Source organism: Halobacillus sp. B29 (assembly GCF_052246755.1).
GTDB lineage: Bacteria > Bacillota > Bacilli > Bacillales > Halobacillaceae > Halobacillus > Halobacillus halophilus.
Map to the genome: position 1 here is coordinate 13,916 of NZ_JBQQCM010000001.1, position 23,526 is coordinate 37,441.

Sequence of the window (23,526 nt, forward strand, 5' to 3'; positions counted from 1 at the left end):
AGACAGGTTATGAAACGCTGGATCATTATATTGGCTGTGACGGCTTTGTTTGGCTGGGCGATCTATGATTTTGCTTATCAGGGTAAAGCGAGTACTGATCCTGAAGAAGAGGGGACGACGGTTACCACAGGAGAAACAGATGAACGTTCGAATGCGCCGGAGAACGGGAGGACAGGACTTGAAAAAGGTCAGGAGGCTCCTGACTTTACTCTTCAAACGCTTGAGGGAGAAGAGGTGTCTTTATCCGATTATCGGGGTGAAAAAGTGATGATTAACTTTTGGGCTACCTGGTGTCCTCCTTGCCGGGCGGAAATGCCTGATATGGAGAGATTTTATCAGAACGAAGATATTGTCATCTTAGCTGTAAATCTGACGGAAACTGAATCCGGTTTAAAAGAGGTACAGGAGTTCAGAGATGAATTTAATTTGTCTTTTCCTATCTTATTAGATAAAAAAGTGGAAGTAGCCAATAAGTATCAGATTAATCCTGTTCCTACTTCAGTGTTCGTGGACGAAGATGGAAAAATTGATTCCGTGATGCTTGGAGCGATGAACTATGACATGATGCTTCAGCGTGTGGAGGAATTATAGGAGAGAGTACGTTATATGAAACCGGAAATTTTAATTGTAGAAGATGATCCGAAGATTTCAAATCTCGTTGCTTTGTATGTGAAAAACAGTGGTTATGAGGCACTTCAGGCTTATGATGGCGAAGAGGCAATGCGTCTGTACTCCGAGCGGAAACCATGCTTGATTATTCTCGATCTGATGCTGCCGAAAATAAGTGGGGAAGAATTCTGTGAATGGGTGAAGGAAGGACGGGAAGATGATCCCGGGGTTATTATGCTCTCGGCGAAAGCCAAAACGGATGATAAGATCAGCGGCTTGAAGCTGGGAGCAGATGACTACGTGACGAAACCGTTCAGCCCTGAAGAATTAATGGCTCACGTGGAAGCGGTACTTCGTCGAACAGGACGTGTCTGTCAAAAGATTGTTGTGAATGGACTTGTTATCAAACCTCGAAAAGGAGAGGTGTGGCTGCACGATCAACTGCTCGAATTAACCCATTATGAGTTCAACTTGCTTTATTTTCTAATGGAAAATGCCGAACATGTATTTACACGAGAGCAGCTGGTTCAGCAAATCCATCCTTATGGAGAATCAGAAATCATGGGGCGTACGATTGATGCACATATAAAGAAACTGCGTAGAAAAATCGAGCGTGATCCAGCCAAGCCTGAGCGGATTCTTACCGTGAGAGGAATGGGGTATAAATTTGTTCAAAATTAGAAGAAGCTTAACTCAGAAGCTGTGGGTGAAACTCACTATGGCCAATATAGCCATGCTTGCTGCGGTTGTTATCCTTACAGGCTTCACCCTCTATCGAACCGCTTGTTTTCTGGCTTCGAACATAGCGGGCGTCGAGGGGCAGACCCAGACGTCCTTTAATTCCACCTTGTCGTCTTATGTGTGGATCATTACGCTGCTTCTTATTATAGTAGGTGCCTTCTTCTATTCTGTCATAACGAAGCGAATGCTTGAACCTGTGAATGAACTCTCGCGCGCCATTCAAACGATGAAAAAAGGGGAGTATCCAACGCAGTTGACGGCTAGGTCCCAGGACGAAATCGGAGAACTGGTGCACCATGTGAATCATTTAAATTCTCTGCTTGAACAGCAGGAGAGCAGTAGAAACCAAATGCTTCATGATCTCTCTCACGAGCTCAGGACTCCGCTTTCAAATTTACAAGGTTATCTGGAAGCACTTAATAAAGGCGTAATCCAGGGAGATAAGGCTATTTATAAGTCTTTGGCTGAAGAAACTGAACGGGTTACTCAGCTGGTTCAAGGACTGGATGAAGTGAAGAAGTGGGGCAGGAACGATGAAGAACGTCCCATGACCAAACAGTATACGGTCATGGACAAGTTTATCCTGCAAATTGTCCAGCTGTTCGAAATCGAATATGAGCGAAGGGGAATTGATTTAATCGTTCATGCTTCTCCTGAAGTGATCATGATTAATCAGCAGGGTATCCAGCAAGTGGTAACCAACCTATTAAATAACGCTTTGCATTATTATCAAGGCCACTCCTCTGTAGAAGTAAAAGGAGAGCCAGGAGATTCATTCTATACGGTAACCGTTTCAGGCCCGGGAAAACCAATCCCTTCTGCGGACCAGAATAAAATTTTTGACCGATTCTATCAGGTGGATCCTTCCCGAACACGTAACGACGGTGGATCTGGTCTTGGATTAGCGATCAGCAAGGAAATTGTGGAGAAGCACGGTGGGAAGGTATGGCTCGAGACAGACGGCACGCGTCATTCGTTTCATGTACAACTGCCTTTAAACACATAGGAGAATAAGAGCGATAAGGAAAGCCCCTGGGTCTCAGGGGCTTTCGTAATGGATGGGACTTATTTGCTGATTTCACCACATGCAATTCTTGCACCTGCATCTCCGGAAGGCTGAGATTCTTGATCATCAGCTCCTGCATGAATAACGAGAGCCGTTCCGCCTTCCTTCAGGAGGGAGTTCTCCTGGCCTTCTTCCAAAGTAACACGTTCCGCCGTTAGTTCCTTCTGAATAGAACCTTCTTCGGACACTTCAAGATTAGGAAGGTCTCCTGCATGGGGTCCGTCCTCCGATTCTGTTCCATGACTCACGTTGGTCGGGTTAAAATGACCGCCTGCTGATTTAAAATCTGGATCTTCGCACATGCCTTTTTCATGGATGTGGAATCCGTGGGTGCCCGGCGGAATATCTGACGCGCTGAAATCAATTTTTACAGCGCCATCAGCTTGTGTGAGTTCAGCTTTACCCATCTCTCTGTCTTCCGTATTCATCATCTGTACAGAGATGGTTTTACTAGAGTCATTCTCTGACTGGGAGTCGCTGTTACTTTCAGATTCACTATTTTCACTAGATTCTTTTTCCTCCGAATTTTCCTCACTTTCTCCATTGCCGTCCGCATTCGTTTCGACGGATTCCTCTCCATCGTTTCCAGAATCTCTGGCACTGTCTTCATTTTCTGTGCATGCAGATAGAGCAAATACGGCTAAACCAATAATGAGTAAGGGTAGTAAACGCCTCATATAATCTCTCCTTTAGGTATCGATTGATGGATAGGATATTTTTGGAAACTGAGATGAAGCTGAACTAAAAAAAGTTTATTTCTTTTACTTAAACCATGCAGAAAAGCAGCAAGTGGTTGACTTGCTGCTTTTCATATTATGGTTTAAGCACGACCTTGATGTTGTTGTCTGATTTTTTATCAAAAATATCATAAGCTTCAGGTGCATCTTTGAGGTCCATTTTGTGCGTAATGATATCAGTAGGATCAAATTCGTTGTTTTCAATCATGTTATAAAGTTCCGGCATTAGGTGAATGACGGGAGCCTGGCCCATTTTCAAGGAAACGTTACGGCCGAACAAGTCCCCGATTGGGAAGTTATCCGCATTGATGCCATATACACCTGTTAATTGTAGGGTTCCAAATTTCCGAACGGACTGGGAAGCTGTGATAATGGGGCTGATATTCTGGTCATTGCTGGGTCCGTGATCGCTGGAAGCAACGGTCCCGTCCATTCCTACACAATCAATGACCACATCGGCTCCCCCTTGAGTTGATTGATGGAGGAAACCACCGATTTCATCATGTTCTTCAAAGTTATACGTTTCAACATTGTTGGTACGCTTAGCATGTTCAAGCCTGTGAGGAACATGATCGATGGAAATCACTCGCTTGGCTCCTTTTATCCAGGCGAATTTCTGAGCCATCAGACCGATGGGTCCAGCACCAAGAATGACTACCGTGTCGTCCTGCTTCACACCACTGTGTTCCACACTCCAATAGGCGGTCGGTACGACATCGGACAAGAAGAGCACACTCTCATCTTCCAATTCACTTGATTCTGGAACGACAAAGGAAGTGAAATCAGCGTAAGGAACACGGAGGTACTCGGCTTGGCCGCCGGGATAGTTCCCGAATTGCTCGGAGTAACCAAATAGAGACCCGTTATCGCTGTGCGGGTTAGAATTGTCACACTGGCTTTCCATCTGATTATTACAATAGAAGCAGTCGCCGCACCCTACGTTAAATGGGATCACTACACGGTCTCCCTTTTTAACATTTTTCACTTCAGGTCCTACTTCTTCTACGATACCCATGGGTTCGTGTCCGATAATGTAGTCTTCGGACAGGGGGATTCCGTTTTTATAAAGGTGTAAATCTGAACCGCATATACCTGTTGCGGTAATACGGACGATCATATCATCGCCTCTTTGAATTTTAGGAGCTTTAACGTTTTTGACTTCAACATGGTCTTTTCCTTGATAGGTCAGTGCTTGCATGGAACGTCACGCCTTTCTTTGGAATAGATTACTTCTTATATACGTTCACTCTGCCAAAGGGTTTAAAACTATAAAAAGGATAATATGGTATATTTTACCTAATGGTTGCTTCTTCTATTATCAGATTGTAGTTAGGGTGAATAAAGTGTAAATGACTCATGAAAAACCCTTGTTTTTCCGTTTCATTCCTTAAACCTTCTTGAAAAAAGGGCAGTCAGACAAGCTTCGCGTTATAGTATATATACGGGGTATAGAGAAAAGAGGAGGAAACGATGGTGTCAAAAGAAATTCTAAAACAGAATAAGGTAAGCTGGGATATCGTTGCGCCACATTTTAACGGGGTGGATGCTTTGCCAAACTATGGACCATTCGCTCAAACCGAAGAAGAATTACAGCTTTTCGAAGAACTTCAAGGTAAAAATGTGCTTGAAATTGGTTATGGAAGCGGTCATTCCTTGCGTTATATGGATTCTAAAGGGGCGAGTGAACTGTGGGGCGTCGATTTATCCAATACGCAAAAGGAAGCGGCCGCTCAGCTACTTCAAGGGTTAAAGCCTCATTTATTCTGCGGAGCGATGGAATCAGATGTCGGCCTGCCGAGGGAGTATTTTGATTATGTGTACTCGGTTTATGCGATTGGGTGGACGACAGATTTACAGGCAACCTTTGATCTCATTTATTCCTATTTAAAAAAAGGCGGGATCTTTATATTCAGCTGGGACCATCCTTTATATGCCCATGTGACTAGTGAAGATGGAACATTGCGCTTGGAGGGGAGCTACCAGGAAAAAGGGGCTGAAGTCATGAAAAATTTTAAAGGGGAAGAGGTGGATATGATGATCTATAAACGGAAAATGTCTACTTATATGAATCAGTTAATTCAATCGGGATTTCGAATAGAAGAAGTTATAGAAAGTGAGCCTGGGGAGAGCTACGATGGAATAGAAGCAGAAGTGTCCGATCGCTATTATTCATTGTACAAAGCCCGGAAGTTTCCGGCAACTATGATTATAAAGGCAGGTAAACGCTAGACTGAAAGCTGCAGATAACCTAGAAGGAGTTGAAATTATGTCCATTCAAGGATTAAATCACTTTCTATTTTCCGTATCCGATTTACATAAATCGATTCAGTTTTACCGTGATGTGTTTGAGGCAGAGTTATTGGTGAAAGGCGAGAACACGGCATATTTTGATTTGAATGGGATGTGGCTGGCACTTAATTTTGAGAAGAATATTCCCCGCAATGAAATCAGTCAGTCTTATACTCATATCGCCTTCTCTATAGAACCATCGGATTATGAAGCGATGTATAACAAACTTGAGGCATTGAATGTAAATATCCTATCTGGACGGCCGCGCAGTGAGCAAGATAAAAAGTAGATCTATTTCACCGATCCGGATGGTCACAAGTTTGAGTTTCATACAGGTACTTTGGAAGATAGGCTAAACTATTATAAACAAGAAAAACCACATATGGAATTCTATTACCGGTCATAAATACCATCCTAATATTTCCACCTCAGGCCATTTATATAATGTAATTAAATCCATATAATGTAATTTTGTTTAGGTTTTAATTTAATTACGGTTCTTTTATAGTTTATTTTTAATTTTTCATAAGGCTTATTACGCAATAGGGCCGTTTAGTTAAAGACTCAGTTTCGAGATATTGGTTTGCCGTGAAGGTCCTACGGGGGACGATTTCGCTTTCCGTGGGCATGTGCTGAGCCTCCTCAAGCATCGCTTTCCGGGGTCTCACCGATCATGTTTATCCCACAGGAGTCTTCATCGTCCCCCTCCGGCCCTTGCCAAAACAGAATTTCAAAACCACTTCAAACATCACCTGAGTGATGAGGGATGAGACCATGTGGTTTCGTACCTATTTTAGGATGTAACGATGCACAATAGCCTGTCATAAAAGCATTTCATACAGATTAAGGAGGAAAACCTTTCTCTTCTAGGAGGGTCCGTTTTTCTTAATCATGTTGGGGTGGCGGAGGAAACGACGAGACTCCCGCGGGAGAAGGAGCTAGGTGAGACCCCACAAGGAGTGTTAACGACTGAGGAGGCTTGCCAGTTCCCCCGCAGGAAAGCGAGTTGTTTCCGTAGCCGCCATCATCTAATGTTTGCAACGGACCCGAGTTATCTCGAAACTGAGTCTTCAAGTAATGGGAGCTTTACCTTAATAACAACACGGAAGGTTAACAGAGCCTTAATTAAAGAAAGATCAAATAAAAAAACCCGTCCGATGGCGGGTTTTTTGGGTTTAGAAAATACCAAATGACATAAGGGATAAGGTTACAGTAATGATGAAGATCAGCCAGCCTACTATATTGATCCAGATTGGATTGACGTATTGGTGCAGTGTTTTTCGATTATTCATGGCAAACATTAAGAATAATACGATAATCGGCAGAATCAATCCATTCGCATATTGAGAAAAAACAATCAGTTGAATAGGATCATAGCCCAGGCTTGAAAAGATGACACCTACGAGCAGAACAATAATCCAAACGAAACGGAATTTTGCTGAACGAAGATTCTTTTTCCATCCCAGCGCTCCGGCTGTGGCATAGGCAGCAGCCAGAGGAGCTGTCATGGAGGAAGAAATTCCAGCAGCAAAAATCCCTATGGCAAAGACGTATTTTGCCCATGAGCCAAGCAGCGGCTGTAACTGTTCTGCCATGGAGGAAGGATCCTGAATGGACGTTCCTAAAGGAAAAGCAGCAGCTGCTGTAATGATAATGGAAACGGATATAATTCCGCATATTGCCATAGTCAAAATAACATCGAAGCGGCTGTCGCTTAGGTGTTCTTCCCCTTTAAATCGTTCCTGCACGGTAGAGGATTGCAAGAACAGAGTGTAAGGGACAATGGTGGTCCCTATTAAAGAAATGACATACAATGTATTCCCAGATGAAACTTTAGGAACGAATCCTTTTGTGAATATAGCAGAGAGCTCAGGCTGAACTACGATAGCCGTGATCACAAAGCTTAGTGTCATTATTAAAATAAGTCCTACAAAGACTCGTTCAATCACCTTATACTGGCCAATCCATAAGAGAATTCCAGCAAAGACTCCAATTATAACAGCAACTAATTTAGTAGGAAGTCCGGTGATGGCTACCATCCCGAGGGCTCCGCCCACGATATTTCCAGCTTCATAGGCTGCACTTCCAATCACGATGGCAGAAATAATTAATAAAATTGTGGTCCATTTTAATACAGGATTGGAAAACTGTTCTCTTAAAATAGTACTTAAATCCTTACGAGTAATTACTCCAAGTCTTGTTACCATTTCCTGGAGAAACATGGTGGCTATGACGGAAAAAACAAGCGCCCAGATAAGAGCGTAACCAAATTCTGCTCCAACATTACTGGCTGTCGTGACCGTTCCTGGACCAATGATGGCCGCAGCCACAATAGCGCCTGGTCCGACATTTTTCAGCCGTCTTTTAAAGGTGCTGTCTTTAGGCATAACGTTCCCTCTCTTTCTATTTTTTAAATAGGAAGTGGCTAAGCTTTAAAGGCTGCTTCGGCTAGGTCTGGGAATATGTACAAGGAATTCATTACATTATCGGGAAAATATTTTAATTTTTTAACAATTCCCTTTATGATCCTGCGTTAATCGTTTTATTTTTAATGCTAATCAATTGTTATAGGTAGCCTGGAGACTAGGATAAAGCTTGATATAACGCCCGTATTGGGCTCTATAAGTCTCTTGGTTTTCTTGTACAGGTGTGAAGACTTCCGCTTCCTGGGGATCGATATATTTTTCAGTAAATTCCGCGTAATCCTCGACCCAGCCCATAGATATAAAAGCAGTCGAGGCAGCTCCAAGTACAGTAGAGTATTCGCTTTCATTCGGAACTCTGATTGGTCTGTTTAAAATAGAAGCGAGTGTTTGAGTCCAGACGCGGCTTCTGGTTCCACCTCCTATGATCGTTAGCATTCCTTCTTGTTTTTCGGATAGGGATTTAATCACCTGACAGCAGGAAAAGCATAATCCTTCTACTACCGCACGTGCGAAATCGGACTTCTGGACAGCTGGGTTCAGCCCAACGAAGGCGCCTGAAGCTTCCTGATCCATAACCGGAAACCGTTCTCCGTGCAGATAAGGCAAAAAGAGAACGCCATTTGCACCAGCTTGCGAGGCAGCAGCCAATTTTTCAAAATACTCGTAAGGTGCTTCACTCTGATCGCCCCAAGTATGGACGGCCCACTGATAAACGTTTCCGGCGTTCAACAGCGGGGCGATGGAAATGTTGGTTCCTTCCGGCAGATGCGAAAGGGTGAATACGCTGTCTATCTTATTTGCACTCTTATTTGTAGGAGCAGCTGCCCAGCCCGTAGTTCCCAAGTATAAATACAAATCACCTTCGTGAAGAGCGCCTGCACCGAGTGTGGCGGCACCTGCATCCCCGCTGCCGCACAAGACAGGAATGTCCACAGAAAATCCTGTCCATTGAGAGACTTTATCCGTTATCTTTCCTGCTTCTTGTTCAGGTTCAAGAAGACGCGGCATCTTACCGGCATCTATTGAAAAATCGGAAAGAAGTTCTTCGCTCCACCTCCGCTCGTGTAGATCCATTAGACCTGAAGATGCTGCGGTTACAGGGTCGGTCACTGCTTTATTTGTCAACTTATAGATGAGATAATCCTTCGCGCTGAATACGAAGGCTTTTGCATATAGGTATTGAGCTGGCCGATGCTTTTTCATCCATAATAATTTCGCAAGAGGAGTAGAAGAGCGGATCGAATTCCCTGTTATATTTGAAAGGAAAGGCTTCTTTGATTGTATATATTGTGCTTCTTCATCCGCTCTTGTGTCTGAATAAAGAATGGCTGTAGAAGTAGTTCCGGAAGCATCCAGCGGAATAACATCTTCCATTTGGCCGCTAAACGTAACTGCCCTGATGGCCTCTACTCGTTCGGGAGTGGTGTCCTGCCAAAGGGATAGGATAGTTTGAAGCGCCTGCCACCATTGTTCCGGCTGTTGTTCAACTTCCTCGTTCGGCCCATATTTCGTTTCAATTTCTATCGACTGTTCACTCGTCCGGCGACCCTGTCTATCTAAAAGAATTCCTTTTAGAGCAGATGTTCCCAGATCGAATGCTGCTATGTATGTCATTCTGATCCCTCCAGCTTGAATAGTAATCCTTATTTCTTCAAATTGTACACGATTCAATCCATATAATGAACGTGAAAGATTAAGAGATGATAGAAATGATAGGCTCGTTTATTCCAACAATTTATTATGAGAAAGACCAGCTTAAAAGGGGAGAAAAAAGATCTGTATTTATTTGTAAAAAGATAGGCAGAGAGGTATATTTATGTTATCTTTAATTCAAGCCATCTTAATTAAAGAGAAATTATAAAAAAGAGACGATGGTTTGTATAGGTATAGGATTAGGTGGTGAAGCTCTGGTCCATTGGCCAGGGCATTCAGTGGCAGTAATAGTCACATTGAGTAAAAAAGTGGGAATCCTCATCATGGATTTCCACTTTTTTATTTTTTGCTAATTTTAGTCAACCTGAGGCTTATTGCAGATACGCTCCCATTACTTGAAGACTTTATTTCGAGATAAATGGGTCCGTTGTCAAAAAAGGGGAAGGCGGCTACGGAAACAACTCGTCTTGTTCCATCACCCAGACACTTGAGACATAAGCCGCTCATCAACGGATGGAAAAACCGCCATCCTTTTGATGGTCGGCTTATGCTGGTCGTGTCTTTCGGGGTGATTCCACATTTGAACACTTTCCTGCGGCGTGCAGGGCCGGAAAGCGAACTCGTTCCCTGGAGACCCTTTCTCCATAAAATATCTCGAAACTGAGCCTTCCACAATATGGCCCTTTAGTTTAATAGATCCTGATTTTTACAAATTCTTAATGTTACTGAAATCCTGATAAGCCGGGAATTTTAATAGATAGGAACATCTACATATTTTGTCCCGAGTCTCTGGATGTAGTATAGTTAGAATGAGCGTGAGAATTCTGAAAATAGTGTAATAGGAAGAGAGGGGTACACCTAATGAATCAGCAAACATTTTTATATCAGCCAAAGATTTCTGATGTGATGAAAAATATTAATAAGGTGATGATTGGGAAAGAAGAAGCGGCTTTACTAAGCATTGTGGCTTTGCTCGCGAAAGGGCACGTACTGCTTGAAGATGTCCCGGGCGTAGGAAAGACGATGCTTGTAAAAACCCTTGCCAAATCCTTGGATTGTGAGTTTAAACGAATTCAGTTCACCCCAGATTTGCTGCCATCTGACGTTACAGGTGTCTCTATATATAATCCAAAAGAAATGGAATTCGAATTTAAGCCTGGTCCTATTCTAGGAAATGTTGTACTGGCAGATGAGATTAACCGTACTTCTCCGAAAACACAATCCGCTTTACTGGAAGGTATGGAAGAAACGAGTATTACGGTAGATGGAAACGCTGTGCCTCTTAAAGATCCTTTCTTTGTCATGGCTACCCAGAACCCCATTGAATATGAAGGAACATACCCGCTGCCTGAAGCTCAGCTGGACCGTTTTTTGTTAAAGATGAAAATGGGATACCCTACTGCAAGTCAGGAAATGGAGATGCTAAGCCGGACCTCAGGCGGCCATCCGATCAATGAGATATCGTCTGTAATTACCCGCGATGAACTGGTAAGTTTACAGAAAGAAGTCGAAGAAGTGTATGTGGATAGAACCGTAAACCGCTACATTATTGATTTAGTTACAGGCACCCGAAATCATGAAGGTGTCTATCTGGGTGTGAGCCCTCGTGGATCGATTTCCCTCATGAAAGCTGCTAAAGCCTATGCATTTGTTCACGACCGTGATTATGTCGTGCCCGATGATGTCCAGTACCTTGCCCCTTATGTATTGTCACACCGTATGATTCTTACTTCTGAAGCGAATTTTGAAGGAGCAACACCTGAAAGTATTATCGAAGAGCTGCTCTCCGCCACTTCCATTCCTGTAAAGAGGAATATTAGTGAATGAGACAGACTTTTCAATTCACGGCTAAACTCCTCGTTGTATTGACATTGTTTACTGTTTTATTTTCTTATGCAATGTTTCAGGGAGGCTTTGTCAGCTGGTTTCTCTTCTACGCATTTCTTCCTTTTCTCGTCTACATGACAGGGGTACTGCTTTATCCAATAAACGACTGGAAGGTAGAACGTAAACTATCAAAAAGGGTCGCTACAGGAGGCGAAAGTGTTGAGGTTAAGGTGACACTGACAAGAAGAATCCCTTTTCCGATTTATTATTGCGTTATTGAAGAGTATCTCCCTGAGTCCCTCAAGAAACAGGACCGTCATCTAGAGAAATTCAGAGATATGGAGAAAGCGAATGAATTTCAGCAGGACAGGATTGTTAAGAAAGTCACGTTCCCCTGGTTCAAGAGACATTTACGCTACCATTATGAGCTTGAGAAGCTACCGCGTGGAGAGCACCAATTTAAGGCTTTCCGCATCAAAACTGGGGACTTTTTTGGGTTTATTAAAAAAGAGCACGTGTATCAGGAAGAGGATAAACTCCTCGTCTTTCCTTATAAGCGTCCAGTGAAAATGCGTGAGCGTGTGTACAGCTTTGAACAGGGAGCGAGCCCCTCTTTTAAACTCAATGAAAAAAATACGAACGTCGTCACAGGTGTTCGTGAATATATGCAAGGCGACCGCTTTGCCTGGGTGGATTGGAAGACTACTGCCAAAAAGAATCAAATGATGACGAAAGAATTTGAGCAGGAAAAAAGTGTCGATATGCTTATCATTTTGAATGCAGTCTATCACCCTTCCATGAACCCTGTGAGCTTTGAAGGCTCCGTTGAATTCACCGCCTCTTTACTAGAGGAACTTCATAAAAAATCTTCTCAGCTTGCTTTCATGACTCTTGGAGATGGACGAGCGTATTTTCCGTTTCATCAAAATCATTCACAGACCCACCAAATTCAGGGCCATCTTGCTAAAATAAGGCCGCTCGGCCGTGTGCCGTTTTCACAGCAGCTGGACCGTGAACGGGCTCAGATTCCTTCAGGGACGATTGCATTAGTGATCAGTCATTACTTAGATGAGAATACCGAACAATCCCTCGTGAAATTAGCGAAAAAAAGCAAACGTCTTGTCTTTTTTTATGTGCGCCCGCGCGAGCAGTTGAACTTTCAAGACCATCAGCACATTAAGCTGTTAAAAAATCAGGGAGTCGTTGTTCAAGTATTATCAGAGGAGCAACTGATACAACAAGAATTTGAGGTGAGTACCTGATGCCAAATACAATTAATGACCAGCGCTCTACTGTGTTTAAACTCATGATCTATGTAATTGGTTTCCTATTATTTTGTGAATGGCTCCTGCCTCTGGAGGCTATTACGGAAACGAAAAATGTGACGATCTTTTTTATTTATGCAACGTTTTGTTTTTTTGTATCTTTTATTCAGGTTCCATGGTATTTATCTATGCCCCTCAAACTATTGGGATTAGCCTTTATATTGGACGGGCTCTATATTGCCGAAACCATTTTCAGCCGCAATTGGTTTTCTGTCCTCTATGATCAAATCGTCTTTAACGTCCAGGTGATTCAGGCACAGGAATGGTGGCAGATGACTCCTTTATTCCGGAGTCTGCTTTTTCTCATCCTCTTATGGTTAATGAGTTACTTGCTGTTTTACTGGATTGTAGTCGCAAACCGTATGTTCGTGTTCGTACTGCTTACGCTTATTTACGTTACGGTGATTGATACGTTTACTGTATACGATGGAAAATGGGCGATCATCCGCACATTCGTGCTGGCAATGTCCGCTCTCGGTGTTACCAGCTTCCACAAAGAGATGGATAAAGAATCGATTGGTTTGAGCGGGTTTAAAAAAGGTCACCTGTGGGTGCTGCCTTTGCTTGCGATCATCCTGATTTCAACGGTTGCGGCTTATGCTTCTCCCAAACTCTCGCCGCAGTGGCCGGACCCCGTTCCCTTTATTCAGAGTGCTGCAGGAGGCGCTGGACCTGGAGGAAGCGGTGTCGTCCAAAAGGTTGGCTACGGTGAAAACGATAGTCGTCTAGGAGGATCTTTTATTCAGGACGACACTCGCGTCTTTACAGCCATGGCCGATGGAGAAAGGTACTGGAGAATTGAATCAAAAGATACGTACACCGGAAAAGGCTGGGAAGATACATTGGAAGATCCCGTCCAAACGGTTTCTCCTGACAATATTCCTTTTCAAACCTTTACGGATGAAGTCGAAGTAGAAGAACAGCAGTCCCTTATCGAGTTAACTAGTGAAGCTGATTTTCAAAAACTTGTGTATCCATATGGCGTCACTTCGCTTGACTCTTACCCCGAAGATTATAGGCTTCAGATTCATGAAAATACCGGTGAAATGGATACACTCAAAGGAGATTCCAAAGCTAAGCTGAACAGATACGTCATCAACTATGATTTTCCTTCTTTTGAATATGATCAGCTTCGGGAATCGAGCACTGACGACCCGGAAGAGATCAAAGAGAACTACTTGCAGCTTCCAGATTCCCTGCCGGGGCGTGTGCGCAATCTCGCCAGTCAAATTGTCGAGGAAGCAGACAATCGGTATGATAAAGCGAAAGCTGTAGAGTCGTATTTTTCATCGAATGGATTCGAATATTCAACGACCGATGTACCGGTACCTGATGAAAACGAGGACTATGTGAACCAGTTTTTATTCGAATCTCAAATCGGATACTGTGATAACTTCTCCACGTCCATGGTGGTTATGCTGAGGTCAGAAGGCATTCCGGCCCGCTGGGTAAAAGGGTTCACAGCTGGAGAGCGAATTGATGCAACAGATACTACGTACACTGATGGACTTCAGAATAAATATGAAATCACAAGCGGCAATGCGCATTCGTGGGTGGAAGTTTATTTTCCAGATGTCGGCTGGGTTCCATTCGAACCAACGAAAGGGTTTACGAACAACGCGGATTTCTATACAGATATAGAGACCGATGAAAGTGACTCAGCAGCTTCAGGTTCAGATACGGAAACCCCTGAAGACAATATGGGTAACCCGCAGCAAATGGAGGAGCAGGAAGCAGCCTCTGATTCTGAATCCGTGAATATCGATTCAGAACAGAGCTATGTATGGGTCTATGTTCTAGCCGCATTTCTACTCCTTGCTTTACTCGTTCTGTATGTGACTCGTTACAAGTGGATCTCCGCTTTTCTCATTCGACGCTATCGAAAAAAAGAGGACGAAGAAACGTATGAAAAAGCCTACCAATATTTACTAAAAGTACTGGATCATAAAGGGTTCAAGCGTAAACCCGAACAGACGCTCAGAGACTATGCCTTCGTCGTCGACCGCCACTTCCAGTCCAATGACATGCGGCGTTTGACGAATGATTACGAGCGGGTTCTGTACAGAAATGAGAGTCGCCGTTCCCATTGGCCGAAAGTCACTGAATTATGGGAAAATTTAATTAAAAAAGCATTGTCTTGATTCCTGTCAGAACCGTTGATAAAATGAATGGAAATTAGACGCATTCTTCCTTCGTATATCCTCGAGAATATGGCTCGAGAGTCTCTACCGGGGCACCGTAAATGTCCTGACTATGAAGGTGGGGATCACGTGACGAGATATGCACGGATGGATTTCTGCCTTCGCCTGAATTATTTTAACGGGAAGGTGGGAATCCTTTTTTTATAGGCCCCAGGTCGTGCGTTTTTTCTAATGAAAAGGAGTGGAAAGATATGGAGCAGGTCCAAGGTATGATCCTGGTACTGGATTTCGGAAGTCAATATAACCAATTAATTACCCGCCGTATACGTGAGTTCGGGGTTTATAGTGAACTTCACTCTCATAAGATGACGGTTGAAGAGATCAAGGAACTGAACCCAAGCGGGATTATTCTTTCTGGCGGACCTAACAGCGTCTATGGAGAACATAGCTTCCGTTGTGATGAAGGTCTGTTTGAGCTGGGGATCCCGGTGCTTGGCATTTGCTATGGCATGCAGCTGATGACTCACCATTTCAAAGGAAAAGTGGAGCGTGCGAATGAACGTGAGTACGGAAAAGCAGAGATTAACATAGCCGAAGATCCGGTTATCTTTAAGAAAACTCCCCGGCATCAGACGGTTTGGATGAGCCATAGTGATAAAGTCATTGACCCGCCTCAAGGCTTTGTCGTAGATGCGACCAGTCCTTCCTGCCCTGTAGCTGCGATGAGCAATGGGGAAATTAATATGTACGGTGTTCAATTTCACCCGGAAGTGCGTCATTCCGAGTACGGCAATGATATCCTGCGCAGCTTCGTATTTGATGTATGCGATGCGAAGGACGACTGGACAATGGAGCACGTGGTGGAAATGGAAGTAGAGAAAATCCGCGATCAAGTCGGGGACCGTAAAGTATTGTGCGCGCTAAGCGGCGGGGTAGATTCCTCTGTTGTTGCAGCGCTGATTCACCGTGCGATCGGAGACCAGCTGACTTGTATTTTCGTTGATCACGGATTGCTTCGAAAAAATGAAGCAGACGATGTTATGCGCACGCTTGGCGATGGCTTCAATATGAACATTATCAAAGTAGATGCCAAAGACCGATTCCTAAGCAAGCTTGAAGGCGTATCTGATCCTGAACAGAAGCGGAAAATCATCGGTAATGAGTTTATTTACGTATTTGATGATGAGGCTGAAAAACTGAAGGAAATTGATTATCTCGCTCAGGGAACTCTTTATACCGATATTATTGAGAGTGGTACGGAAACGGCTCAAACGATTAAATCCCACCACAATGTCGGGGGCCTTCCTGAGGAAATGGAACTTCAGTTGATCGAGCCTTTGAACACACTCTTCAAAGACGAAGTGCGTGCGCTTGGAACTGAGCTTGGTGTACCGGAACATATCGTTTGGCGCCAGCCATTCCCAGGACCTGGACTTGCGATCCGCGTATTAGGTGCGATTACAGAAGAGAAGCTTAAAATTGTTCGTGAATCCGATGCTATTTTGCGTGAAGAAATTAAAGAAGCCGGGCTGGATAGGGATATTTGGCAGTATTTCACCGTCCTTCCAGATATTCGATCCGTAGGAGTTATGGGCGATGAGCGGACGTATGACTATACAATCGGCATTCGTGCGGTTACATCCATTGATGGGATGACGTCAGATTGGGCTCGAATTCCCTGGGACGTTCTCGAGAAAATTTCCACCCGCATCGTGAATCAGGTCGATCACATCAACCGAGTGGTTTATGACGTAACGAGTAAGCCGCCGGCTACGATTGAATGGGAATAAACGAACGTTAAAGTTGTTTTTGATAAATAATGTTCGGGAATAGGGTTGACGAACTATAGTCTTCCCTAGTAAGATAGAGAAAAATTAAGAATTAGTAACACCGCCGTATAATTTTGGGGATAAGGCCCATGAGTTTCTACCGGACCGCCGTAAACTGGTCTGACTACGCTGGTGAATAGTTGACGCCTTGCATGTGGTTTGTGCCTGGCTCATCTATTGCCTCCGTATATAGGTAGACACTCTTGATCATTCAAGGGTGTTTTTTATTTGGGTCTTAACATAGAGATAACTCTCCGAATGGAGCGGCTGGTGACTGTGAGGGAGGAAATAGAAATGAGTAAATTTTTTAAGTTTAAGGAGCTGGGCACGAACTACCGCACGGAATTCATGGCGGGTCTTACGACATTTCTCGCGATGGCCTATATTCTGTTCGTTAATCCGTCTACGCTTGCTCTTGATGGGATTGAGCAGCTTCCTGAAGGAGTAACGCGTATTGATAAAGGGGCTGTATTTACAGCGACGGCCATAGCTGCTGCTGTTGGTACATTGATTATGGGTGTTTTTGCAAAATATCCAATTGCTCTTGCGCCTGGTATGGGACTGAATGCGTTTTTTGCTTATACAGTAGTTCTTGGATATGGCATCCCTTGGGAAACGGCACTGGCAGGTGTATTAGCATCCGGACTTATTTTTATTGTATTAACGGTAACCGGCCTGCGCCAAAAGATCATTGATGCAATTCCTGGGAACTTGAAACTGGCTGTTGGAGCAGGGATTGGTTTATTTATTGCTTTTATCGGCTTTCAAAATGCAGGTATCGTTCAGAACAGTGATGCGACGCTTGTACAGCTTGGTGACTTAACGGCTGGTCCAACGATGCTTGCGATTTTTGGAATTATCGTATCTGTTGTATTTCTTTCTTTAGGCATTAAAGGCGGTATTTTCTACGGCATGGTGCTGACGTCTATTGCTGGAATGGTGACAGGACTGATTGCACCGCCGACAGCAGTGAATGATGTCGTAGGGGCTGCGCCGAGCGTGGCACCGACTTTTGGGGCGGCATTAACTCACTTTGGTGATATCTTTACAATTGAAATGCTGGTCGTTATTCTCACCTTCTTATTTGTCGACTTCTTCGATACAGCGGGAACATTAGTAGCGGTGGCTACGCAGGCAGGATTCATGAAGGATAATAAATTGCCTCGTGCCGGACGCGCACTGTTTGCGGATTCTGCAGCGACTGTAGTTGGGTCCGTTGTAGGTACATCAACGACTACCTCTTACATCGAATCCACAGCAGGCGTAGGAGCCGGGGGGCGAACAGGCTTTGCATCTGTCGTAACAGCTGCCTTTTTCTTACTGGCGCTATTGTTTTCGCCATTATTATCCGTTGTAACCGCACAGGTCACGGCACCAGCCTTGATTATTGTAGGTGTGCTGATGGCATCCACTTTGAAAAATATCGACTGGGATCAATTTGAAATCGGTGTTCCGGCCTTCTTTACAATTGCCGCTATGCCGCTTACGTACAGCATTGCTACAGGAATTGCGATCGGATTCATCTTTTATCCAATTACAATGCTGTTAAAAGGACGTTCCAAAGAAATTCATCCAATTATGTACTTCTTGTTCGTCATCTTTGTTCTTTACTTTGTCTTCTTAGCTTAATGGAGGTATCTCAAGGTGCAGCTTATTCCATATAAGCTCCCGTTTGTTGAAGGCTCAGTTTCGAGATAAATGGGTCCGTTACGTTAGATGGATAAGGGCTGGTGGGGAAATAACTCGCTTTCCTATGGGGGAACGGTGAGCTTCCTCGCTCGTTTCACTCCCTGCGGGATCTCACCTAGTTCCTTCTCCCATGGGAGTCTCGCCATTTCCCCACCAGCCCAGCCGAGTAAGCATAACGGACGCTTTTATATGAGAAGATGTTCTCTTTCTTAATCGGTCCTACATGCTTTTATGGAAGTCTATTTCACATCGATATAGCATAAAAATAGCCTCGTGATCCATGCTTTTGTCTCATGAACCAGTCGATTTCTTAAATGGTTTCGAGTTTATGATTCGGCCAGGTCCGGAGGGGGACGATGAAGACTCCTGCGGGATGAACATGATCGGTGAGATCCCGCAGGGCTGTCAAGCCCGAGGAAGCTCAGCACAGAAGAGGTTCGACTAAGAACGCCACGTCGTGTGGCAACGTCGAACGACCCTGCGTCGTGCAGGGCCGGAAAGCGAAATCGTCCCCCGCAGGACCTTCCCTCTCTTCAAGTATCTTGAAACTGAGTCTTACAGTAAACGGCCCGTTGGCTTAATAAGTCTCTTATAAAAAACACGGCAGTCGTGGTGACTGCCGTGTTTATTCATCTTCAAGGTGACGGATGCTGAGTGGCTTTTGACGCGTCTGGTCCGTAACGTGACGATAGAGCTGGATGACGAGCAGACCGTGCTTATAGGTGGCTTCCATTTTGTCGCTTCGGACAGGGAAAGGCAGGTCGATGCTACGCTCGAAAGTTCCGTCCGCAATTTCAGACATAAGCTGGTGACCACCGCGCTGGTTGATTTCAATTTTTCCTTTTATCGTGAGGGTGGTGTGATCGACAAGTACTTCTACATTTTTCGGATGGCTCATTCCAGGGATACTCACATAGCATAAAAGTTCGTTATCATACTGATACATATTGATATAAGGAATAGAAGGCTTCATCATTCCCTCAAAGTCGCCCCAGAATTCATTACCGAAAAAACGGTCTAAATTGGATTTCCAGTCTTTAAATTGATTCATGTCATCACCCTCCATAATTTGTCAGTAATTGCGATGAAAAATGATTGTGTCACAGACTTCTCATAGTTTATAGTGTATGCAAGAAAGAGCCCATGGGTGAATATCCTGAATAGTAAGAGGGGCAGAGGCAGGAGGGTGCTGGATGTTTGAAAATCCGTTATTGCTGATCGGAATTATTTTAGCTGTCAACATTGTTTATGTATCGTTTTTAACGATGCGTATGATTTTTACATTAAAAGGCCGCCGTTACACGGCAGCTTTCCTCAGCATGTTTGAAATCGTTACCTATATATATGGTCTTGGGATTGTGCTTGAGCGTTTGGATCAGATCGAAAATGTTATTGCTTACGCCATCGGTTACGGTCTTGGTGTAATTGTCGGGATGAAGATTGAAGAGAAGCTTGCTTTAGGGTATATTACGGTTAACGTTATTTCTTCAGACCCGGATATTGATTTTACCCGCAGGCTTCGTGAGAAAGGATACGGAGTTACGAGCTGGTATGCTTATGGGATGGAAGGTGATCGGTTGGCTATGCAGATTTTAACTCCACGGAGATATGAGCTTTCTTTGTATGAAACCATTCGCACCATTGATCCTAAAGCATTTATCATAGCTTATGAACCTAAGCAGATTCATGGCGGATTCTGGGTTAAATCCGTTAGGAAAGGAAAGATCCGCGAAGATGCCGAAAAACAACAACAAGAAGCGCTTTGAGGTACAAGAGCACGAAACCATTGGCCAATGCCTGGATCGTATGAAGAAGGAAGGTTATCTTCCAGTGCGCCGGGCGGAGGAACCGATATTTCGTGAAGAGACTAAAGATGGTGAAAAAGTCATGGAACCCGTGAGTAAACGAATTGTTTTTCATGCGGTGAAGGAATAAACACGAACGATACTAAGTTTGTATTTTTAAAATGTTCGTCATTTACGTTGACATTTCTTTGCGGCTATTGATATGATGGAAGCAGAAATTGCATAAAAGGAACCTCATATAGGATGGGAATACGGCCCGTCCGTCTCTACCTGGGAACCATGAATTCCCGGACTATGAGGGGAGTCCAAGCATTCTATATCCATCAACAGTCGACACGTATGCCTGTTCAACTCCTCTCATGATTTGAGGGAGCTTGAGCAGGTTTTTTTAATGAAAGAAGGGATAAACATGGCTGAAGTAGGTGTTATCATGGGTAGTATCTCCGATTGGGAGACGATGAAGAATGCCTGTGATGTATTAGATGAGTTACAAATCTCGTATGAAAAAGAAATCATTTCTGCCCATCGCACCCCGGAGGATATGTTTACCTATGCGGAACAGGCGAGGGAAAAAGGATTGAAAGTCATTATTGCAGGAGCTGGTGGAGCGGCTCACTTGCCAGGGATGGTGGCTGCTAAAACCACACTGCCTGTCATTGGTGTTCCAGTAGAATCGAAATCACTCCAGGGACTCGATTCGCTGTTGTCTATTGTGCAAATGCCAGGCGGCGTTCCTGTTGCGACAGTGGCCATTGGAAAGGCCGGAGCGAAAAATGCAGGGATTCTGGCAGCGGAAATGATCGGAGCTTTTAATACGGACACAGCAGAGCGTCTGGATTCGTATCGCAAGCAAATGAAAGATAAGGTCGAAGATATGAGGAGCGATTTAAATGAATCCTAATGTAATTAGACCAGGTCAAACGATCGGTATTCTAGGTGGAGGTCAGCTCGGAAGAATGATGGCCGTGGCTGCCAAACATATGGGCTACCGGGTTGCTGTTCTTGACCCTGCCGAAGACTGCCCATGCGCCCAGGTGGCTGATGAACACATCGTGGGTGCTTATGATGATGTGGAAGCCGCTGAACAGCTGAGCGAGCGGAGTGATGTCATTACGTATGAATTTGAAAATGTAGATCTTGAAGTGGCCCGTCTGTTTGAGAGTAACGGGAAATTACCTCAAGGTGCTTACTCTTTGGAAGTAACTCAAAACCGAGCCAAGGAAAAGCAGGAAGCCGTAGCAGCTGGTCTTTCGGTTCCTTTTTACGACATTATCGATAATTATGATCAGTTTCTGGAAGCTCTTGATAAGACTGGCTATCCAGCGGTCATTAAAACGACCAGCGGTGGGTATGACGGAAAAGGTCAGTTGAAGATCGACCATGAAGATGAAGCAGCAAAAGCGCGTCAATTTATAAAAGAAGGACGCACGTATATCGTGGAGCAGTGGGTCGAATTCGATATGGAAATCTCGCAAGTGTTTACGCGAGCAGCCGATGGTGAGATTACGTATTTCCCTATCCCTGAAAATATTCACAAGAATCATATTTTACATGAATCGAGAGTGCCGGCGGAGTTGGGTGAAACTCTGGTGGATAAGGTGCAAGAAGCGGTGAAACGCCTGTCGGAGCAGATGGGAATTGTAGGAACATTTGCCGTCGAAATGTTTGTGAGCGGAGAAGATATTTTTATTAATGAAATGGCCCCGCGGCCGCATAACTCTGGTCATTTTACCATCGAAGCCTGTAATGTTTCCCAGTTTGAACAGCATGTACGGGCGATTTGCGGGCTTCCACTGCTGCCGGTCCATTCTTTTTCGTCAGCCGTTATGGTGAATGTACTGGGTAAACACCGGCAGATCCTGATTGATAAGCTGGAATACTACCGGGGTGTTCATTTTCATGATTATGGTAAGAAGGATGCCCGCACGAATCGCAAGATGGGTCATCTTACGTTCATAGGGACAAGCCTGGAAGAGATTGATGAGAGAATTCAAGAAAATCAAATACATTTATGGTAGAGACCGAGGAGGAAGACGATGATTGAACGATATACAAGGCCTGAAATGGGGGCTATCTGGACAGAAGAAAACCGTTATGCAGCCTGGCTTGAGGTAGAACTGCTGGCTTGTGAAGCGTGGAGTGAGCTTGGAAATATTCCAAAGGATGACGTGAAGAAATTGAGAGAGAAAGCTTCTTTTGACGTGGAGCGTATTCATGAAATTGAAGCAGAAACTCGTCATGATGTGGTTGCTTTTACCCGCGCTGTTTCCGAAACAGTCGGTGAAGAGAGGAAATGGGTCCATTACGGACTGACGTCAACGGATGTCGTAGATACGGCCCTTTCTTATCAATTAAAGCAGGCAAACGCCATTATCCGCAAAGATCTCGTAAACTTTATTGATATTTTAGGAGATAAGGCACGCGAACATAAGCATACTGTGATGATGGGGCGTACACACGGTGTACATGCGGAACCTACAACGTTCGGACTGAAGCTTGCTCTTTATTACGAAGAGATGAAGCGTAATCTGGAACGCCTGGATCTTGCGATTAAGCACATTGAAGTTGGGAAGCTTTCCGGAGCCGTTGGAACGTACGCGAATATTGATCCTTTTGTAGAAGAGTATGTGTGCGAAAAGCTGGGCATTGCACCGGCACCGGTATCCACACAAACGCTGCAGCGTGACCGTCATGCTCATTACGTATCTACATTGGCTTTGATTGCGACGTCCATCGAGAAAATTGCCGTGGAAATCCGTGGCCTGCAAAAGACAGAAACGCGGGAGGTAGAAGAATTCTTCGCGAAAGGCCAGAAAGGCTCGTCTGCTATGCCGCATAAACGAAACCCGATTGGATCGGAGAATATGACCGGCATGGCTCGTGTACTGCGCGGAGAAATGGTAACTGCTTTTGAAAATGTGCCTCTTTGGCATGAGCGGGACATCTCTCATTCATCTGCCGAGCGCGTGATTCTGCCGGATGCTACGATAGCTATTAATTACATGCTCAATCGTTTCGCTTCGATCGTTAAGAACTTAACGGTTTTCCCGGAACGGATGCAGGAGAATATGGAGAAAACGTACGGATTGATTTTCTCTCAAAGAGTTCTGTTGACACTGATTGATGAAGGCATGGTCCGAGAAGAAGCTTATGATCTGGTTCAGCCGAAAGCCATGGAAGCGTGGGAGCGTGGTGTTCCATTCCGTGAACTGGTAGAAGCGGATGAGCAGATCACGGCGACGCTGTCAGAAGAACAGCTGGACGCCTGCTTCGATTACAAGCATCACCTGAAAAACGTCGATCGCATCTTTAGCCGCATCGGCCTGTAAATTACCAATAACTGTATGACCTGGTCCTCCAATCATTTACAGACCAGGTCATACATAAAT

The 23,526-nt window shown here is 44.4% G+C and carries 19 protein-coding genes, 1 pseudogene and 3 riboswitches; of the genes and pseudogenes, 15 read left to right on the plus strand and 5 right to left on the minus strand.

Annotated features, from left to right (window positions below; all coding sequences use genetic code 11):
• Nucleotides 1-9: 9 nt before the first annotated feature.
• Genes ACTWP7_RS00080 through ACTWP7_RS00090 form a run of 3 tightly spaced genes read left to right on the plus strand, consistent with a single transcriptional unit; the run spans nucleotide 10 to nucleotide 2,356 of the window.
• Nucleotides 10-591: a redoxin domain-containing protein gene (locus tag ACTWP7_RS00080; RefSeq protein ID WP_443121500.1), complete on the plus strand. Its 582-nt coding sequence runs from the start codon at nucleotides 10-12 to the stop codon at nucleotides 589-591.
• 15 nt (nucleotides 592-606) lie between these two features.
• Nucleotides 607-1,290, plus strand: coding sequence for a response regulator transcription factor (locus ACTWP7_RS00085; protein WP_443121501.1), 684 nt, complete (start codon nucleotides 607-609; stop codon nucleotides 1,288-1,290).
• Nucleotides 1,277-2,356, plus strand: coding sequence for a sensor histidine kinase (locus ACTWP7_RS00090; RefSeq protein ID WP_443121502.1), 1,080 nt, complete (start codon nucleotides 1,277-1,279; stop codon nucleotides 2,354-2,356). The genes ACTWP7_RS00085 and ACTWP7_RS00090 overlap by 14 nt, the downstream gene beginning before the upstream one ends.
• A 59-nt stretch (nucleotides 2,357-2,415) precedes the next feature.
• Here the strand turns inward: ACTWP7_RS00090 and ACTWP7_RS00095 are convergent, their stop codons facing one another.
• Entirely contained in the window at nucleotides 2,416-3,093 is a 678-nt protein-coding gene (locus ACTWP7_RS00095; RefSeq protein WP_443121503.1) for a superoxide dismutase family protein, read from the minus strand.
• Nucleotides 3,094-3,229: 136 nt separating this feature from the next.
• Nucleotides 3,230-4,351, minus strand: coding sequence for a zinc-dependent alcohol dehydrogenase (locus tag ACTWP7_RS00100; RefSeq protein ID WP_443121504.1), 1,122 nt, complete (start codon nucleotides 4,349-4,351; stop codon nucleotides 3,230-3,232).
• A gap of 272 nt (nucleotides 4,352-4,623) precedes the next feature.
• Here ACTWP7_RS00100 and ACTWP7_RS00105 point away from each other — a divergent pair, with 272 nt between their 5' ends.
• Both ACTWP7_RS00105 and fosM read left to right on the plus strand, forming a co-directional pair.
• Nucleotides 4,624-5,382: a class I SAM-dependent methyltransferase gene (locus ACTWP7_RS00105; protein ID WP_443121505.1), complete on the plus strand. Its 759-nt coding sequence runs from the start codon at nucleotides 4,624-4,626 to the stop codon at nucleotides 5,380-5,382.
• 37 nt (nucleotides 5,383-5,419) lie between these two features.
• Nucleotides 5,420-5,848 (plus strand): annotated as a pseudogene (fosM, locus tag ACTWP7_RS00110) (FosM family fosfomycin resistance protein).
• A gap of 769 nt (nucleotides 5,849-6,617) precedes the next feature.
• Here fosM and ACTWP7_RS00115 read toward each other — a convergent pair.
• A complete protein-coding gene (locus tag ACTWP7_RS00115) occupies nucleotides 6,618-7,829 on the minus strand; it encodes an Nramp family divalent metal transporter (protein ID WP_443121506.1) in 1,212 nt (403 codons plus the stop codon).
• A 171-nt stretch (nucleotides 7,830-8,000) separates the two neighbouring features.
• On the minus strand, nucleotides 8,001-9,482 hold the full coding sequence (locus ACTWP7_RS00120) for a xylulokinase (protein ID WP_443121507.1): 1,482 nt from the start codon (nucleotides 9,480-9,482) through the stop codon (nucleotides 8,001-8,003).
• 900 nt (nucleotides 9,483-10,382) lie between these two features.
• Between ACTWP7_RS00120 and ACTWP7_RS00125 the strand changes: the two genes are divergently transcribed.
• From ACTWP7_RS00125 to ACTWP7_RS00145, 5 genes are all read left to right on the plus strand, one after another.
• Nucleotides 10,383-11,348 carry an AAA family ATPase gene (locus ACTWP7_RS00125; protein WP_443121508.1) on the plus strand — a complete coding sequence of 322 codons (966 nt, stop codon included), beginning with the start codon at nucleotides 10,383-10,385 and terminating at the stop codon, nucleotides 11,346-11,348.
• Nucleotides 11,345-12,610, plus strand: a complete 1,266-nt coding sequence (locus ACTWP7_RS00130) for a DUF58 domain-containing protein (RefSeq protein WP_443121509.1) — start codon at nucleotides 11,345-11,347, stop codon at nucleotides 12,608-12,610. Before ACTWP7_RS00125 ends, ACTWP7_RS00130 begins: the two co-directional genes overlap by 4 nt.
• Nucleotides 12,610-14,814 (plus strand): transglutaminase TgpA family protein, encoded by a 2,205-nt coding sequence (locus ACTWP7_RS00135; RefSeq protein WP_443121510.1) that lies wholly within the window; start codon nucleotides 12,610-12,612, stop codon nucleotides 14,812-14,814. The genes ACTWP7_RS00130 and ACTWP7_RS00135 overlap by 1 nt, the downstream gene beginning before the upstream one ends.
• Nucleotides 14,815-14,845: 31 nt before the next feature.
• Nucleotides 14,846-14,947: riboswitch (purine riboswitch) on the plus strand.
• Nucleotides 14,948-15,065: 118 nt separating this feature from the next.
• Nucleotides 15,066-16,604, plus strand: coding sequence for a glutamine-hydrolyzing GMP synthase (gene guaA, locus ACTWP7_RS00140; protein WP_443121511.1), 1,539 nt, complete (start codon nucleotides 15,066-15,068; stop codon nucleotides 16,602-16,604).
• Nucleotides 16,605-16,687: 83 nt separating this feature from the next.
• Nucleotides 16,688-16,790, plus strand: a riboswitch (purine riboswitch).
• Between the two features lie 147 nt (nucleotides 16,791-16,937).
• The gene (locus tag ACTWP7_RS00145) at nucleotides 16,938-18,272 is read left to right on the plus strand and encodes an NCS2 family permease (protein WP_014641860.1); all 1,335 of its coding nucleotides are present in this window, start codon (nucleotides 16,938-16,940) and stop codon (nucleotides 18,270-18,272) included.
• Nucleotides 18,273-18,957: 685 nt separating this feature from the next.
• Here ACTWP7_RS00145 and ACTWP7_RS00150 read toward each other — a convergent pair.
• Complete coding sequence (locus tag ACTWP7_RS00150) at nucleotides 18,958-19,383, minus strand: Hsp20/alpha crystallin family protein (protein WP_443121512.1); 426 nt, start codon at nucleotides 19,381-19,383, stop codon at nucleotides 18,958-18,960.
• 142 nt (nucleotides 19,384-19,525) lie between these two features.
• On the opposite strand from ACTWP7_RS00150, the gene ACTWP7_RS00155 reads away from it, so the two are divergent.
• The 5 genes from ACTWP7_RS00155 (at nucleotide 19,526) to purB (ending at nucleotide 23,466) form a co-directional block, all read left to right on the plus strand.
• The gene (locus ACTWP7_RS00155; RefSeq protein ID WP_443121513.1) at nucleotides 19,526-20,098 is read left to right on the plus strand and encodes a DUF2179 domain-containing protein; all 573 of its coding nucleotides are present in this window, start codon (nucleotides 19,526-19,528) and stop codon (nucleotides 20,096-20,098) included.
• Nucleotides 20,067-20,267: an NETI motif-containing protein gene (locus tag ACTWP7_RS00160; RefSeq protein WP_443121514.1), complete on the plus strand. Its 201-nt coding sequence runs from the start codon at nucleotides 20,067-20,069 to the stop codon at nucleotides 20,265-20,267. The genes ACTWP7_RS00155 and ACTWP7_RS00160 overlap by 32 nt, the downstream gene beginning before the upstream one ends.
• An 84-nt stretch (nucleotides 20,268-20,351) precedes the next feature.
• Nucleotides 20,352-20,452, plus strand: a riboswitch (purine riboswitch).
• Nucleotides 20,453-20,546: 94 nt separating this feature from the next.
• Nucleotides 20,547-21,038, plus strand: coding sequence for a 5-(carboxyamino)imidazole ribonucleotide mutase (gene purE, locus ACTWP7_RS00165; RefSeq protein WP_443121515.1), 492 nt, complete (start codon nucleotides 20,547-20,549; stop codon nucleotides 21,036-21,038).
• Nucleotides 21,028-22,155 (plus strand): 5-(carboxyamino)imidazole ribonucleotide synthase, encoded by a 1,128-nt coding sequence (purK, locus tag ACTWP7_RS00170; RefSeq protein ID WP_443121516.1) that lies wholly within the window; start codon nucleotides 21,028-21,030, stop codon nucleotides 22,153-22,155. The genes purE and purK overlap by 11 nt, the downstream gene beginning before the upstream one ends.
• An 18-nt stretch (nucleotides 22,156-22,173) precedes the next feature.
• Entirely contained in the window at nucleotides 22,174-23,466 is a 1,293-nt protein-coding gene (gene purB, locus ACTWP7_RS00175) for an adenylosuccinate lyase (RefSeq protein ID WP_443121517.1), read from the plus strand.
• Nucleotides 23,467-23,526 lie beyond the last annotated feature (60 nt).

Bases quoted from the DNA above. Each gene is read 5' to 3' on its own strand.
- ACTWP7_RS00080 (WP_443121500.1), top strand. From the start codon at position 10: ATGAAACGCTGGATCATTATATTGGCTGTGACGGCTTTGTTTGGCTGG.
- ACTWP7_RS00085 (WP_443121501.1), top strand. From the start codon at position 607: ATGAAACCGGAAATTTTAATTGTAGAAGATGATCCGAAGATTTCAAAT.
- ACTWP7_RS00095 (WP_443121503.1), bottom strand. From the start codon at position 3,093: ATGAGGCGTTTACTACCCTTACTCATTATTGGTTTAGCCGTATTTGCT.
- ACTWP7_RS00100 (WP_443121504.1), bottom strand. From the start codon at position 4,351: ATGCAAGCACTGACCTATCAAGGAAAAGACCATGTTGAAGTCAAAAAC.
- ACTWP7_RS00105 (WP_443121505.1), top strand. From the start codon at position 4,624: ATGGTGTCAAAAGAAATTCTAAAACAGAATAAGGTAAGCTGGGATATC.
- ACTWP7_RS00115 (WP_443121506.1), bottom strand. From the start codon at position 7,829: ATGCCTAAAGACAGCACCTTTAAAAGACGGCTGAAAAATGTCGGACCA.
- ACTWP7_RS00120 (WP_443121507.1), bottom strand. From the start codon at position 9,482: ATGACATACATAGCAGCATTCGATCTGGGAACATCTGCTCTAAAAGGA.
- ACTWP7_RS00125 (WP_443121508.1), top strand. From the start codon at position 10,383: ATGAATCAGCAAACATTTTTATATCAGCCAAAGATTTCTGATGTGATG.
- ACTWP7_RS00130 (WP_443121509.1), top strand. From the start codon at position 11,345: ATGAGACAGACTTTTCAATTCACGGCTAAACTCCTCGTTGTATTGACA.
- ACTWP7_RS00135 (WP_443121510.1), top strand. From the start codon at position 12,610: ATGCCAAATACAATTAATGACCAGCGCTCTACTGTGTTTAAACTCATG.
- guaA (WP_443121511.1), top strand. From the start codon at position 15,066: ATGGAGCAGGTCCAAGGTATGATCCTGGTACTGGATTTCGGAAGTCAA.
- ACTWP7_RS00145 (WP_014641860.1), top strand. From the start codon at position 16,938: ATGAGTAAATTTTTTAAGTTTAAGGAGCTGGGCACGAACTACCGCACG.
- ACTWP7_RS00150 (WP_443121512.1), bottom strand. From the start codon at position 19,383: ATGAATCAATTTAAAGACTGGAAATCCAATTTAGACCGTTTTTTCGGT.
- ACTWP7_RS00155 (WP_443121513.1), top strand. From the start codon at position 19,526: ATGTTTGAAAATCCGTTATTGCTGATCGGAATTATTTTAGCTGTCAAC.
- ACTWP7_RS00160 (WP_443121514.1), top strand. From the start codon at position 20,067: ATGCCGAAAAACAACAACAAGAAGCGCTTTGAGGTACAAGAGCACGAA.
- purE (WP_443121515.1), top strand. From the start codon at position 20,547: ATGGCTGAAGTAGGTGTTATCATGGGTAGTATCTCCGATTGGGAGACG.
- purK (WP_443121516.1), top strand. From the start codon at position 21,028: ATGAATCCTAATGTAATTAGACCAGGTCAAACGATCGGTATTCTAGGT.
- purB (WP_443121517.1), top strand. From the start codon at position 22,174: ATGATTGAACGATATACAAGGCCTGAAATGGGGGCTATCTGGACAGAA.